This is a genomic window from Streptomyces bicolor, from assembly GCF_000719285.1.
Taxonomy (GTDB): domain Bacteria; phylum Actinomycetota; class Actinomycetes; order Streptomycetales; family Streptomycetaceae; genus Streptomyces; species Streptomyces bicolor.
Window position 1 is genome coordinate 1 of record NZ_JOFS01000041.1, and the last position, 14031, is coordinate 14031.

A 14031-nucleotide genomic window follows, 5' to 3' on the forward strand; every position below is an offset into this window, starting at 1 on the left:
GGTCTGGGGCTGGGTCGGGGGCTGTGCGGGGCGCTGCGGTGGGGTTGGTGCGGGGCTCGGGGCTGGGCTCAGCGACGGTGGGGGATTGTGCGCGGGCATCGGCGGAGAGGCCGGGGCAGGGATCCGTGTGCGGTCTTGCCCGGGGTTCTGCGCGGGGCTCTCCGAGGGGTGCTGCGGCAGAAACCCTGCGGGGAGCCGCGCCGGGAGCCGTGGGGGACCTTGCGCGGGTTGGTGCGGGGGAACCTCTGCGGGGAGCGGCGCGGATTGCTGTGGGAGGACCTGCACTGGACTCTGCCCGGGGGCGCCGGCGGCCGGGCTCTCCGAGGGACACTGCGGCTGAACTTCCGCGGGGACCCGCCCCGGGTTCTGCACGGGCTGCGGTTCGTACGGCCGAATCTGTGCCGGAGCTGGCGCCGCGCTCTGTGCCGGAGCCTGCGTCGGGCTCAAAGCGGGCCGCTGCGGCATGACCTGCGTCGGCGGAGCCGCCGGTACGGGGCCGGCCGTCAGCCTCTGCGGCACGGGATGTGCCGGCGCCTGCGCCTGCGCCTGCGCCTGCGCCTGCCCTGGTACCTGTGCCGGTGCATGCCCTGGAACCGGTGCCGGTGCCGGAAGCCGTGTGAGGTCCCGGGAGGGGAACTGCGTCGGGCCGTGGGCCGTCAGCACGATGTCGGTGCCGACGCCGCCGTCGGGGGAGATGCGGGTCAGTGCCTGCTGGTGGAGCTGGTCGAGGGGTGGGCGGTGGCCGCTGCGCAGGATGGTCGCGATGGCCTTCATGTACGTCGGCACCGCCACCGTACGGCGGCTCGGCGGCGGGGCGATGCGGCCGTGGACCGCGTTGTTGCGGCCCGAGTCGAGGGGGTTCGCGCGCAGCCATTCCCAGGTCTCCGCGTCGGCGTGCAGGTCGAGGACGAGGGACGTCGAACCGGGCGCGCGCAGGCGCAGTTCCTCGCGGATCCAGTGCCAGGGGAACCCGGTGTAGCGGACCGTCGCGGGGGTGGTGCGGGCCAGCGCGAGGTGGGGCAGGTGCTGGCGGCGGTCCAGTTGCAGCTGCCCGGTGACGAACACGGTGAGCGGGGTGTGCGCGGCCGCCGCGGCTCGCAGCCGGGTCAGGACGGCCTGCGGCTCCAGGGGGTCGGCGAGTTCCACGACGTTCGCCGTGTCCGTGCCGGACAGCACCGCGGGCGGTACGGCGGCGAGGACGGGGAGCACGGAGGCGGCGTCCACCAGACAGCCCTTGCCCGCGGGTGCGGCGGCCAGCAGCAGCACGGTTCCGGGCATCGGTCCCTCCCCATCCCCCGTCGATCACGTACGGCAGCACGGTAACCGCTGCGGCTGGAAAGCGGGTTCTCAGGACCGTTTACGCCCGATTCCATCCCCATTTCCCACCCCATTCCCCACACCGGCCCTCCTCCGCACCGCGAACACCGTCGTGTCGTCGGCCAGATGCCCCCCGCAGTGCTGCAGGGTGCGTTCCCGGACGAAGTCGACCAGGCGTGCGGGACGTGCGACACCGGGGTCGGCGGCGACGGCCGCGGCGACATCGGCGGCGAGCGGATAGAAAGCGCCCTCGCCATCCCTGGCCTCGGTCACGCCGTCCGTCGTCAGCAGCAGCGTCTCGCCGGGCGCGAGCGGCACGTGGAGCAGGGGCGGCGGACCTTCGGCGGGGGCGAGTTCGCCGTAGCCGAGGGGAAGGCCGTGGCCGGGCGGCAGGGGCCGTACGCCGTCGGGGCCGACGACCAGCGGGGCGTCGTGGCCGAGCACCACGGCGTCCAGCGCGCCCGGCTGCTCCTCGGGGAAGCCGAGCAGCACGGCGGTGGCGAACCGGTCGCCCTCCTCCCTGCCGAGCGCCGCGCGCATGAGGATGTGCCGCTGCATACGCAGCTCCAGGCATACGGCGACCGTCGTCAGGTCCGCCTCGTGATAGGCGGCCTCGCGGAACGTGCCGAGCAGCGCGGCCGCCGCCTCCACCGCGCCGAGCCCCTTGCCCTGGACGTCGCCGAGGATGACGCGGGTGCCGTGCAGGCCGATCTGGATGTCGTAGAAGTCGCCGCCGACCCTGGCCTCGCTGTCGGCGGAGAGGTAGACGGCCGCGTGGTCGAGGCCGCCCCAGCCCGGGGGCAGCGGGCGCAGCACGGTGCGGCGGATGGTCTCGGCGACGTCCTGGATGTGCAGCATGCGCCGCTCGCCGCGCACCCGGACCACGCAGGCCAGCGTGGCGAGGACGCCGCCGATGCCGGCGAGGACTAGGTCGGGCAGGCCGGCCTCGTACTCGTACGGCAGGACGGCGTCCGCGGCGAGATACGTGAGGGGGGCCAGCACCGCGTACACGGCCGTCCCCCACACCCCGCAGATCGCGGCGGCGATACCGGGCACCAGCACGATCCAGGACAGGATCCGGAAGTTGCTGCTGGTCCTGAAGTCGACCAGCACGATGCCGACGAGCAGCAGCAGCGGCGGCACCCAGGCGACACTCCGGCCGCGCACGCGCAGCAGCGTTCCGCCCTGCGGGCCGGCTGAACCGTCGCTTACGGCCCTCATGAGCCTCAGCGAAGCACGCCGTGGGTTCGGCCGCATCCGGGTGCCCGGGGTTGCGGCGACCGTCCCTGGGGGCTGCGGGCGGGTCGACGGGCTGAGAAGACCGTGACCGGCGCTGAAGACTGACCGCCGACTTGCCACCCGGTCCCCTCAGGTGTGCCCTTGATTGCGGGGGCGACGAGTGAGAGGAGTGCTCTCATGGCTCATGCGGCACCCGCGTCCGGTGGAGGGACGTCAAGGGCGGTGGGGACCGGGGCGAGTGGTCTGCCCGATGTGTTCAGTGCGCGGACGCACCGCATCGCGAGCGTCGCAGTGCCGGTGGTCCTCGGGCTGATCTACGGCTACTGGGCCGCGGCGAACCGGCGCTCCGGCGGCGAGATCACCGGCTGGAACCTGCTCTTCGGCTTCGTGACCTCGATCGCGTTCATGGTGCTCTACGTCGCCGTACGCGCCCTCGCGTCCCGCGTGCGGCGCGAGTTGCACGCGATCCTGTGGGCCGCCTTCATCGGCAGTGCGTTCGGGTTCCTGTACAACCAGAGCGACAACACCGTGCTGAAGTCCACGGCCATAGGGGTCACGGTCGGCGCGGTCTGCTTCGTCGTGCTGTTCTACCGCTACTACACGCACGAGGACGCCGAGGGCCACCGCATCCGGTGACGGACGCACGGATCGGCCCCGGTCACAACTGGCGCCGGGGCCGACCCGTTCCCCTTCATCTCCCCTTCATCCACCCACGGTCACGTCACCGCACAGTCACGCTCCAGTTCCACGACCCGGAAACCGTCACGCTCCACTCCTCGTCGTTCGATCCACTCCCCACATCCATGAGACACCCGTTCGGGTGAACGCTCCACCGGAGAGCGGATCCGTGCGGCCGTATGCACGCACAGTGCTGGCGCCCCCGCCCCCGTGACCCTTGCCTGAGAAGGTGCCCACCCGTCTGCGGAACGCCCTGTCGGCAGCGCTGATCGCCCTGTCGTGCCTCCTCGTGCCGTTCGGCGCGCTGGCGGCCTGGGTGACGTACGGGCTCGCCGACACCGGCCGGTACGTCACCGCGATGGCGCCGCTCGCCGCGGATCCGGCCGTGCAGGGTGCGGTGGCGGACACCGTCGGGGCGGGGATCGTGCAGGAGGTCGTCCCCCGGCTCGACCACGAGCTCGGCGCGCGCGACGAATACGGCGCCGTGCGCCCCTTCGTGTACGACGCGGTGCGCTCGTTCACCCGGACCGAGGCCTTCCGCACGGCGTGGGATGCGGGCAACAGGGCGGTCCACGACGCCGTGCTGAGTGCCCTTCAGGACGGTCGCCAGGGCGCGGTCACCGTCGACCTCGCCCCGGTCACCGCCCAGATCAAACGCCAACTCGCACGGGAACACGTGCCGTTCGCACACAACATCCCGGTCGAGCACACCGCGGTCCCGGTGCTCCCGGCGCACGAGCTGGACCGGCTCAGGAAGGGGTACCACGTGCTCGAAATCGCCGGTTTCTGGCTGCCCGTCTCGGCCGCCGTCCTCGCCGCGACCGGCATCGCCGTCGCCGCCTGCCGCCGTCGCGCCATCACGGCGACCGCGCTGGGCACGGCTCTCGGCGGCGCGTTCCTGCTGCTCGCGGTGGTCCTCGGCCGTCGGCTCACGCTGGCCGACCTGCCCGAGGCGGCCCACCGACCGGCCGCGGGCGCGGTCTACGACGCCCTGACGGCGACCCTGCGCACGGTGTCCTGGCTGCTCATCGCCCTCGGCCTGACGGCAGCCCTCGTCTGCCGGCTCACCGAGCTGCTCGCGCGACGCCGGCGAGCGTCCGCAGTGCCCGCCGCAGATCCGGCTCCGGGGCCGACGCGAGCCCGAGTCTGACCGCGTCCGGGGTGCGGTTCGGGTCGACGGCGAAGGCGGGGCCGGGGGTGATGGCGATGCCGTGCGCTGCCGCGGCGGCCGTGAAGGTGTCCGCGCGCCACGGCGCCGGCAGCTCCCACCAGGCGAAACAGGCGCGCGGATCGGACCGTACGGCGAACCCGCGCAGCTCCTCGCCGAGGATCCGCTGCCGGTGCGCCGCGTCCGCCCGCTTGGCCGCGACCAGCCGCTCCACCGTGCCGTCCGCGATCCACCGCACGGCCGCCTCCACCGCGAACCGCCCCGCACTCCACCCACCGGACCGCACCGCCGCCGCCACCGCCTCGACCCGCGCCTCGGGCACGACGGCGAAACCGACGGTGAGCCCGGGGGCGACGCGCTTGGAGAGGCTGTCGACGACATGGGTGAGGCCGGGCGCGTGGGCGGCGAAGGGGTCGTCGGCCGCTTCGCCCGTGCCACCCATGAGGAAGGACCAGATGCGGTCCTCGACCACGGGGATGTTCAAGTCGATGGCCAGACGGGCGAGTTGGCGTCGGCGCTCGGGGCTCGTCGTCGCCGACGTCGGGTTGTGCAGGGTCGGCTGCAGGTACAGCGCGGCCAGCGGCGCCGTGCGGTGGGCGGCGGCGACGGACTCCGGGCGTGGGCCCTCCTCGTCCATGGCCAGCGGCACCAGGGTGATGCCGAGCCGGGCGGCGATCTCCTTGACCACGGGGTACGTAAGCGCCTCGGCGCCGACCCGGCCGCCCGGCCGGACGAGGGAGGCGAGGGCGGCGGCGATGGCCTGGCGGCCGTTGCCGGTGAACAGGACCTGGGCGGGGGCGGGGCGCCAGCCGGGGGTGGCGAGAAGCGCGGCGGCCGCCTCCCGGGCCGCGATCGTGCCGGTGGCGGCGGCCGGACGCAGGGCCTCGGCCAGCACGTCGGGGCGCAGAAGCGGCGCGAAGGTGGTGGCGAGCAGCTCCGACTGGCCGGGCACGGAAGGGTAGTTGAGCTCCAGATTCACCGGCGCCGCGGTCGCCGCCTCGACGAGCGCCCGCCCGGACCCGGCCGGAGCGGCGGCCCGCACGAACGTCCCACGGCCGACCTCGCCGACGACCAGCCCTCGCCGTACGAGTTCTGCGTACACCCGCCCCGCCGTCGACCCGGCGATTCCGCGCCGCCGCGCGAACGCCCGCTGCGGCGGCAGCCGTTCGCCGGGCTTGAGCCGGCCGGCCGTGATGTCGTCGGCTATGCGGTCGGCGAGGTGCCGGTAGTCGTTCACGTGCGCTCCCCCTGACATTGCACCGAGCTGACATTGCACCGAGAGCAAAGATCTTATTGCACCGAGGAGTTGAGCCGATCTAGGGTCGTTCACATGAGCCCCTTCCTCGCATACGAGGACAAAGGCGACGCCGGCGTCGACACGCCGTCGACTCCCCTCGTCCTCGTCCACGGCCACCCCTTCGACCGCACGATGTGGACCCCGCAGCTCGAGGCGTTCTCCGCCACCCGCCGCGTGATCGCCCCCGACCTGCGCGGCTACGGCGCCTCCCCGGTCGTCCCCGGCATCACGCTTCTCTCGGACTTCGCCCGGGACCTCGAGTCCCTGCTGGACGACCTGAAGGTGGAGACCTTCGTGCTGGCGGGCCTGTCGATGGGCGGCCAGATCGTCATGGAGTGCTACGCCCGCTTCCCCGGCCGCATCCGAGGCCTGGTCCTCGCGGACACCTTCCCGGCGGCGGAGACGCCGGAGGGCAAGCGGGCGCGGGGCGCCATGGCGGACCGGCTGCTGCGTGAGGGCATGCGCGGATACGCCGACGAGGTACTGGAGAAGATGGTCGCGCCGTACGCGAACGCCCAGGTCAAGGCCCACGTCCACCGCATGATGACGGCGACTTCACCCGAGGGCGCCGCGGCGGCCCTGCGCGGCCGCGCCGAACGCCCCGACTACCGCGCCCTGCTGACCCGCGTCACGGTCCCCACCCTGGTCGTCGTAGGCGCGGACGACGCCTACACCCCCGTCGCCGACGCGGAGTCGATGCACACCGCGCTCCCGGACTCGACACTGCGGGTGATCGACGGGGCGGCCCATATGCCGAACCTGGAGCGGCCGGGGGAGTTCAACGAGGCGTTGGGGGCGCTTCTGGCGCGGGTCGACGGGTGAGCCGTAATCCGGGCAACGGTTGACTCGTTGCTCCGCCGCCTCCTATGAACCGCTCACAGCCATGTTCATGACGGCCACGAGCAACACGCAAGTGATCGCCACCCCCTGCATGGCCGTCGCCCAGCCGGGCATCGGTTCGCCCTTCCTGGACGCCGACTGCCTGGCGGTGACGGCGATCACCAGCCCGACGACGGCGATGGGGGCGAGGAGCAGGGTCAGCCAATCGACCTGTACACGCGTCATCCCGGATCTCCTTGCTTCCGCTCGATGACCGGCGCCCCATCATCGACGCGTACCGCCGGGACCCCTCCCGACCGGCCGCCACGCAACCTTCGCCCCACGGTCCCCGTCTTTGAGGGAGGATTCGGGCATCCCACCCGCGAGCGGAAGGCCGGGCCTTGGAGACTGCGGCTGCCGAGTGGACGGCCTTCCCGGACGGCGTGCCGGAACGACGGCGTGGGCGGCGGCTCGGCACCTGGTCGGCCGCCCTGCTGTTCCTCGGCGTCAGCGCGGTCGTCGGCTGTCGCGTCGCCGACACCGACGGCATCACCCCCGTCCCGCAGTTCCTCGCCTTCCTGCCGTGGCTGCTGGTGCCCACCGGCTTCGGGCTGCTGCTCGCGCTGTTCTCCCGCTGGTGGGCCGGCGTCGTGTGGGCCGTCGCGCTGCTCGGGCTGCTGGCGTGGTTCATCGAGCCGTACGGGAAGAGCAGTGAGCCGGGCGGGCCGCCGCTCGCCTCGTTCCGGGTGCTGACCTCGAACGTCGAGTTCGGGCACGCGACCGACGCCCTGGTCGCCGCCGTCCGTCGCGAGAAGCCGGACATCGTGTTCGTCCAGGAATGCGAGTACACCTGCGACGCCACACTCAGGCAGGCCCTCGGCACCGACTATCCGCACCGGGCTGCCCAGGTGGCCGCAGGATCGGCGGGCTCCGTCGTGCTCAGCCGGTTCCCGCTCACGTCCGCCGAGGGCGTCCCCAGCACCATGGCGATGCCCGGCGCCGTCGCCGACGTGCACGGGCACGCCGTACGGCTGCAGCTCGCGCACCCCATGCCGCCGCTGCCCGGCGGGACCGACCTGTGGCGCCGCGAACTGGGCGAGCTGCGCGACTTCGCCGCCAAGGAGGACAGCACCCCCCTGATCCTCGCCGGCGACTTCAACGCCTCCCAGGACCACGCCGCCTTCCGCCGCATCCTCGACACCGGGTTGCGCGACGCCACCCGGCTCACCGGCGACGACCGCACACCCAGCTGGCCCGCGCGCACCGCCCCGACGTTCGGCGTGCAGATCGACCACGTGCTGCTCTCCGCCGACATCTCCGCCCGCACGGCCCGCTTCCTCGACCTGCCCGGCACGGACCACCGCGCGCTGCTCACCGAAGTCACACTTCACCGGCGCCGATAGGCCGAACACGGGTGCTCATAATGGGGCGCATGCCCCGCGAGTTCCCCATCGGCCTCACACCTCCCGACTGGCTGGTGCGGAACCTCCGGGCCCAGCCGGCCCCGGTCAGCCGGTCGGCCGTGGTCCGCGCCGCGATCGCGATCCCCCTGCCCCTGGCCCTCGGGCTCGCCACCGGCCGGCCCGACTACGGCGCCCTCGCCGCGATGGGCGCCCTCAACGGCGTCATCAGCGACACGGCCGCCGCCTACCGCGTCCGCATCCCCACCATCGCGATCCCCCAGCTGTTCGGCGCCGTCGGCATCACCCTCGGCTCCCTCGTGCACGGCCACGGCTGGGCCGCCGTCGCCGCCGTCACCGGCGTCGCACTGGTCTCCGGGATGATCTCGACGATCGGCGCGGTCGCCTCCGTGTCGGGGCTGTTGCTGCTGCTGACCTGCGTGGTCGGGGCGGGGCTGCCGCTGCCGGGCGCGTGGTGGCACGCGCCGCTGCTGATGTCCGGCGGCGGCCTGCTCGTCCTGGTCCTCGGACTGCTCGCCTGGCCGCTGCGGATGGGCGTGCCGGAGCGGAGCGCGGTCGCGGACACCTACCGGGCGGTCGGTGAGCTGCTGAGGGCCGTCGGCGGCACCAGCCGGGCGTACGACGACGCCCGGCACGCCGTCACCCAGTCCCTGAACCAGTCGTACGACACCGTCCTCGCCCACCGCGCCCGCCAGCACGGCCGAAGCCCCGAACTCACCCGCCTGCTCGCCCAGTTGAACGCCATCACTCCGGTGGTGGAGTCCGCCCCCGCCGCCCACCTCGGCGGCAGCCCCCTCCCACCCGAGGTTCCCGAGTCCGTACGGCACCTGGCCTCCGCCGTGGAAACCGGCTACACGGGCCCGATAGGTCTGAAGCTCCCCGCCCCCACCACCGAGGCCACCCGCGCCGTCGACCACGCCCTGCGCCACGCCGCCGAGGTCGTCACCACCCCGGACGTGGACCCCCGAGGCATCGACGACCGCCTCGGCCGACCGGCCGCCCTCGGCATCCGCGCCGCACGCGCCCTGCGCAACGTGACGCTCTCCGCCGCCTCCTGGCGCTACGGCCTGCGCCTCGCCCTGTGCATCGGCCTGGCCCAGACCCTGGTGTCGATCATCGCCGTCCCCCGCTCCTACTGGGTCGCCCTCACCATCACCTTCGTCCTCAAGCCCGACTTCGGCTCCGTCTTCTCCCGCGCCCTGCTGCGGGCCCTCGGCACGGTCGCCGGGCTGGTGATCGCGGCGGCGGTGCTCGCCCAGGTGCCGCGCGGCTGGGCGGACGTACCCACGTTGCTGCTGCTCGCACCGCTGATCCCGGCGTTCACCGCGCGCGGCTACGGCTACCAGACGGCCGCCATCACGCCGGTCATCCTGCTCCTGTCGGACGTCCTGAACCGCGAGGGCACCGACCTGCTGCTGCCCCGCCTCGTCGACTCCCTCCTCGGCTGCGCGATCGCCCTGGTCGCCGGATACCTCCTGTGGCCGGAAAGCTGGCACACCCGCGTCGGCGACCGTCTGGCCGACGCCGTCGACGACACGGCCCGCTACGTGGAGAGCGCCTTCGGCCCGGCAGCCGTCGACCCCCCGGCCCGCGCCCGCATGCGACGCGGGCTGTATCGCAACCTGTCCGCCATCCGCACGGAATTCCAACGGGCCCTGACCGAACCACCCCCGACCGGACGCCGGGCGGCGGCGTGGTGGCCGCTGGTCGTCGCGGTGGAACGGATCGTCGACGCGACGACGGCGGCAAGGGTACGGGTGAAACACGGGGCTCCCCCGCCCTCAGCGAACGAGGTCACCCAGGTCGCACGTCAACTACGGGAGTTGGCGCAAGGCGTACGCGAGGCCGACACCCCGTACCCGGTCCGCACAGACCTCACGGGCCCACCGGACAGCGTCCTGGAGCCCCTACGGCAAGAAGTGGCAGCGGCACGCGCAATCACGTCCCCGCACTGAGGCTCCTTAGGGGCGCGAGGAACTGCGCGATCAACCACCGACAACCCGCAGCCGCAGCCGCAGCCGCACAACGACACACACCACCCGAGCCATTGGCGAACCTGCCCCGCAACACCCCGGCGCGGCCGCCCTGTGCAGGAGGGCGACCGCGCCATGTGGGGGGTGGTTCCTGGTGACCGGCGCTGCCGGCGCGCGGCGTCGCTAGCGCGCGGCCTTGTGCAGCGCCTTGTCCATCGCGGCAGCGAACCCGTTGGCCCACAGCTGCTCGACCTTGGCCCGCTCGTTCGCGTCCGGAATGGCGTTCGTGCAGGACGGCCCGGGCCCGCCGCCCGACATCAGCTCACTGCACGGCCCCTCGTAGTGGTCCGGCAGCCCGAGAACGTGCCCCGTCTCGTGCGCCGTCACACGCGTGGAGTCGTACTCCTGGTTCTGCTGGTAGTCGAGGAAGATGTATCCGTTGCCGTGGCCGTCGGTCGAGGCGTACGAGCCGCGCGGGTCGTTGCCCTCCCGGTAGGTGAAGTCGGCGGTCGAGCCCTCCTGGAGCTTGACGTTGGACACCGAGCCGTTCCATATCTCGGTGCTGCGGGCTATCTGGGCGCTGAACGCGGGCGCGGCGGAGGCGTCGTAGACGACCGTGACGGCCGCCGCGCTCGGGTTCGCGGCGCGCTTCTCGGCGACGGACTTCAGGACCGCCTCGAAGAACGCCCGACTTGCGTCGGATTCGGCCGACTTGGCAACGTAGCCGGCATGGACGGGCGCCGCCGTGGCCGGAGCGGCCGTACCCAGGCCGAGTGCCGCGACACTGAGGCCGACCGCCACCGCCGTACGGGCGGAAACGGACATGGACAGGGACATACGCATTGATGACTCCTAGGTGGGGGGTGAGTCGTCAAGGCGAGTGTCGGCGCCTGTGAGGCGGCTGTGATGATGGCAACCGGTGATAGCCCGGTCCTATCAGGGCCCCAATTGGCAGGCATCAGGGCGGTTTTGTGCGGCTGGTGAAACCGGTGCCTCCGCTTTAGTCTCCGAGGGCATGGACCTCGAGGTCAGACACCTCCGCGCGCTGTGCGCCATAGCCGACACCGGCAGTCTGCACCGGGCCGCCCGCCAACTGGGCGTGGCTCAGCCGTCGTTGAGCACGCAACTGCGGCGGATCGAGCAGGAGCTCGGCGGCGCGCTGTTCCTGCGCGCGAGATCCGGCTGCCGCCCCACCCCGCTGGGCCGCCTGGTCCTCAGCCGCGCCCGCCCGCTGGTGGCCGATATGCGCTCCCTGGTCGCCGAGGCGAGGGCGGCCGCGGTGGGCGGCCCGGAGCTGCGGATCGGCTCGACGGCCAGCAAGGCCCTGGCGGGCTGGCTACGACGCCTGCGCGCGCACGGCCAGGACCCGACCCTCCATATGAACGTCTCCCCGAACGCCCTGCTGCGCATGGTCGCCGACGGCCAGCTCGACGTGGCCTTCGTGCACGAGGTGGAGGGCTGCCCCCTGCGCATCCCACCCGAACTCCGGCTACGCGTGTTGATGGACCGCGAGCCGCAGTTCGTGTCCCTGCCCGCCGACCATCCGGCCGCGGCGAAGCCGGTGGTCGCCCTGCCCGACCTGGCCGCCGACCGCTGGATGATCGACCCGACGGTCGACGGCGAATGGGACGCCGTGCAGCGGATGTTCCGGGCGGCCGGGGTCAACCCCCATGTCCTGCACGGCGACTACCACACGGCCGGCGCCCTGGTCGCCACCGGCGAGGTGGTCACCGTCTGCCAGCCGACCCACGCGTCCAGCGCGGACATGGCGGTACGGCGCCTGCACGGCGACCCCCTCGGCGTACGGCTGCTCCTCGCGGCCCGTACGGAGACGGACCTGGACGGCGTCTATCCCGCCCTGGAGGAGGCGTACTGGGAGGCGGCACGGCAGGCGCCGGCGTACCGGGAGTGGCTGGAACGCGACGGTGAGCGGCAGCCGCCGGTCCCAGCACTCCCGTAGAACCTCTACCGGTTCTCTCGGCTTCTCCTCGGCTCAGACGCCGATGTCGCAACCGTCCTTGCGCCAGACCGCCACGACCGCCGGGCGGTTGATCTTGCCGGCGCCGTCGGGCCAGGCGCTCAGCGGCTGCTCGGCCGTCGCGCCGTCGATCTCGCCCGGGTGCTGCACGGCGACGAGCACGCGGCGGTCCTGGATGACCGGGCCGCAGGTCTCCGCGCCCTTCGGCACCGTCAGGAACTGCTTGAGCTCACCGCGCCGCTCACCGCGCGTAGCGACGCCGAAGAGGCCGTCGTGCGAGCCGAGCTGGTTGCCGTCGGTGGAGATCCACAGGTTGCCGTACGAGTCGAAGGCGACGTTGTCCGGGCAGGAGATCGGGGAGACCTGGTCCTTCGGGAACCCGGCGAAGTAGGTGGCCGGGTCGGTCGGGTCACCCGCGACCAGGAACAGCGACCAGGCGAACTTCTTGCTGTCGGCGCAGTTCCAGCGCTCGGTCAGCTCCAGGACCTGGCCGTGCTTGTTGCTGTTGCGCGGGTTGGCCTCGTCGGCGGCGGCGAAGCCGGTCTTGCCCCGGTTGGAGTTGTTGGTGAGGGCGACGTACACCTTGCCGGTGTGCGGGTTCGGCTCGACGTCCTCGGGCCGGTCCATCTTCGTGGCGCCGACCTTGTCACCGGCGAGGCGGGTGAAGACGAAGACCTCCTCGGCCGTCATCCCCTCGACGTGCGACTCGGCGCCGTCGGCGGTGGCGGTGGCCAGCGGGATCCACTCACCGCTGCCGTCGAACTCGCCGTCGGACGGCAGCTTGCCGGTGCCGTCGATCTCGATGGCGGGCGAGTCACCGGTGAGCTTGGCGACGTAGAGCGTGCCCTCGTCGAGCAGCGAGAGGTTGTGCTCGCGCACGGCGCGGCTCGTCCCCTTCTTCATCCGCTTGCTGCCGACGAACTTGTAGAAGTAGTCGAAGCGCTCGTCGTCACCGGAGTAGACGACCGGGCGGCCGTCCTCGGTCAGCCGGACCGTGGCACCCTCGTGCTTGAAGCGGCCGACCGCGGTGTGCTTGCGCGGCTTGGAGGTGGGGTCGTACGGGTCGAGCTCGACGACGTACCCGAACCGGTGCGGCTCGTTCGGCTCCTGGGCGACATCGAAGCGCTTGTCGAAACGCTCCCACTTGCGCTCGCTGGCGCCGGTCCCGAGGCCGTACCGCTTGTCCGTCGCCCGGGTGGCGTTGGCGAAGTACTGGTTGAAGTTCTCCTCACCGTGCAGCGTGGTGCCCCACGGGGTGACGCCGCCGGCACAGTTGTTGAGGGTGCCCAGGACCTTGGTGCCGGTCGGGTCGGCGGAGGTCCTCAGCAGGTCGGAGCCGGCGGCGGGACCGGTGACCTTGAACTCCGTCGTTGCCGTGACGCGGCGGTTGAGCGGGTGCCGAGGCACGGCGGTGAGCTTGCCCGTCCTGCGGTCCCCCTCCACGACGACGGCGGAGAGCCCGTGCGCGGCCCAGGCGACCTCGACCTGCTGCTTGGTCGGGTTGGCGGCATCGTACCCACGGAACATGAGCACTTCATCCGTGTACTCGTGGTTCGCGACGAGGATCTGCCGGTTCCGCTCGCCCGGCAGCGGGAGCAGCGCGAGGAAGTCGTTGTTGTACCCGAACTGCTTGGACTGCGCCTCGCCGGTCTGGTTCTCCGGGTCGAAGGCGGGGGCGCCGCGCAGGATGGGCTCGCCCCAGCGGATGACGATGTTCTGCGCGTAGCCGTCCGGGACGGTCACGGTGTCGGCGGTGTTCGGCGCGACGGGGCTGAAGCGCAGGCCACGCGCACCGCGGCCGAATGTGCCGGTCCGCTCGGTGGCGGCGGCGCCGGCGGCCTCGGCGGCATCGGCCTGCGGCGCGGCGACGGTGGCGGTGGCGCCCACGGCGGCGGCCGCGCTGACGACGGCGGCGGCGCGCAGCGTCGTACGGCGGCTGATGGCCTCAGCGATGACGTCACCGACGTACGGGTTCGTGGAGGTGTTGGGCACCTCGTGGAAACAGGCGTCACCGCACCGGAACCGACAGGTCAGAGCGGACCGGTTGGCATGGTGCGAGTCGCTGTTCGTTCGGATGATCGGCAACGGTATGCGCATGGCGTTTCGTTCTCCCCTTGCTTCCCCTTGAGTGCAGCGTGGGG

General features: G+C 72.6%; 12 protein-coding genes. 6 read left to right on the forward strand and 6 right to left on the reverse strand.

What is annotated here, in order from left to right; translation table 11 throughout:
- Positions 1–1278: hypothetical protein (locus IF78_RS49995; protein WP_244889805.1), on the reverse strand; the 1278-nt coding region annotated here is incomplete at its 3' end.
- 69 nt (positions 1279–1347) lie between these two features.
- Positions 1348–2538 (reverse strand): PP2C family protein-serine/threonine phosphatase, encoded by a 1191-nt coding sequence (locus IF78_RS0137030; protein WP_031483164.1) that lies wholly within the window; start codon positions 2536–2538, stop codon positions 1348–1350.
- Positions 2539–2733: 195 nt separating this feature from the next.
- Between IF78_RS0137030 and IF78_RS0137035 the strand changes: the two genes are divergently transcribed.
- On the forward strand, positions 2734–3192 hold the full coding sequence (locus IF78_RS0137035) for a hypothetical protein (RefSeq protein ID WP_031483166.1): 459 nt from the start codon (positions 2734–2736) through the stop codon (positions 3190–3192).
- A gap of 271 nt (positions 3193–3463) precedes the next feature.
- A complete protein-coding gene (locus IF78_RS0137040; RefSeq protein WP_031483168.1) occupies positions 3464–4384 on the forward strand; it encodes a hypothetical protein in 921 nt (306 codons plus the stop codon).
- On the opposite strand, the gene IF78_RS0137045 is transcribed toward IF78_RS0137040, so the two are convergent.
- On the reverse strand, positions 4299–5639 hold the full coding sequence (locus IF78_RS0137045) for an aminotransferase-like domain-containing protein (RefSeq protein WP_031483169.1): 1341 nt from the start codon (positions 5637–5639) through the stop codon (positions 4299–4301). The two genes, IF78_RS0137040 and IF78_RS0137045, sit on opposite strands and share 86 nt — an antisense overlap.
- 93 nt (positions 5640–5732) lie before the next feature.
- Between IF78_RS0137045 and IF78_RS0137050 the strand changes: the two genes are divergently transcribed.
- Positions 5733–6521: an alpha/beta fold hydrolase gene (locus IF78_RS0137050; protein ID WP_031483171.1), complete on the forward strand. Its 789-nt coding sequence runs from the start codon at positions 5733–5735 to the stop codon at positions 6519–6521.
- A 42-nt stretch (positions 6522–6563) separates the two neighbouring features.
- Here IF78_RS0137050 and IF78_RS0137055 read toward each other — a convergent pair whose 3' ends face one another.
- A complete protein-coding gene (locus tag IF78_RS0137055) occupies positions 6564–6764 on the reverse strand; it encodes a hypothetical protein (protein WP_031483173.1) in 201 nt (66 codons plus the stop codon).
- Positions 6765–6919: 155 nt separating this feature from the next.
- On the opposite strand from IF78_RS0137055, the gene IF78_RS0137060 reads away from it, so the two are divergent.
- Positions 6920–7921 carry an endonuclease/exonuclease/phosphatase family protein gene (locus IF78_RS0137060; RefSeq protein WP_031483175.1) on the forward strand — a complete coding sequence of 334 codons (1002 nt, stop codon included), beginning with the start codon at positions 6920–6922 and terminating at the stop codon, positions 7919–7921.
- A gap of 29 nt (positions 7922–7950) precedes the next feature.
- Entirely contained in the window at positions 7951–9894 is a 1944-nt protein-coding gene (locus IF78_RS0137065; RefSeq protein WP_031483177.1) for an FUSC family protein, read from the forward strand.
- Positions 9895–10095: 201 nt separating this feature from the next.
- Here the strand turns inward: IF78_RS0137065 and snpA are convergent, their stop codons facing one another.
- Positions 10096–10755 carry a snapalysin gene (gene snpA, locus IF78_RS0137070; protein ID WP_031483180.1) on the reverse strand — a complete coding sequence of 220 codons (660 nt, stop codon included), beginning with the start codon at positions 10753–10755 and terminating at the stop codon, positions 10096–10098.
- Positions 10756–10927: 172 nt separating this feature from the next.
- On the opposite strand from snpA, the gene IF78_RS0137075 reads away from it, so the two are divergent.
- Positions 10928–11872 (forward strand): LysR family transcriptional regulator, encoded by a 945-nt coding sequence (locus tag IF78_RS0137075; protein ID WP_031483182.1) that lies wholly within the window; start codon positions 10928–10930, stop codon positions 11870–11872.
- Between the two features lie 33 nt (positions 11873–11905).
- Here IF78_RS0137075 and IF78_RS0137080 read toward each other — a convergent pair whose 3' ends face one another.
- The gene (locus IF78_RS0137080) at positions 11906–13987 is read right to left on the reverse strand and encodes a PhoX family protein (protein ID WP_031483184.1); all 2082 of its coding nucleotides are present in this window, start codon (positions 13985–13987) and stop codon (positions 11906–11908) included.
- Positions 13988–14031 lie beyond the last annotated feature (44 nt).

Bases quoted from the DNA above. Each gene is read 5' to 3' on its own strand.
- IF78_RS0137080 (WP_031483184.1), bottom strand. From the start codon at position 13,987: ATGCGCATACCGTTGCCGATCATCCGAACGAACAGCGACTCGCACCAT.
- IF78_RS0137055 (WP_031483173.1), bottom strand. From the start codon at position 6,764: ATGACGCGTGTACAGGTCGATTGGCTGACCCTGCTCCTCGCCCCCATC.
- IF78_RS0137030 (WP_031483164.1), bottom strand. From the start codon at position 2,538: ATGAGGGCCGTAAGCGACGGTTCAGCCGGCCCGCAGGGCGGAACGCTG.
- IF78_RS0137065 (WP_031483177.1), top strand. From the start codon at position 7,951: ATGCCCCGCGAGTTCCCCATCGGCCTCACACCTCCCGACTGGCTGGTG.
- snpA (WP_031483180.1), bottom strand. From the start codon at position 10,755: ATGCGTATGTCCCTGTCCATGTCCGTTTCCGCCCGTACGGCGGTGGCG.
- IF78_RS0137035 (WP_031483166.1), top strand. From the start codon at position 2,734: ATGGCTCATGCGGCACCCGCGTCCGGTGGAGGGACGTCAAGGGCGGTG.
- IF78_RS0137075 (WP_031483182.1), top strand. From the start codon at position 10,928: ATGGACCTCGAGGTCAGACACCTCCGCGCGCTGTGCGCCATAGCCGAC.
- IF78_RS0137050 (WP_031483171.1), top strand. From the start codon at position 5,733: ATGAGCCCCTTCCTCGCATACGAGGACAAAGGCGACGCCGGCGTCGAC.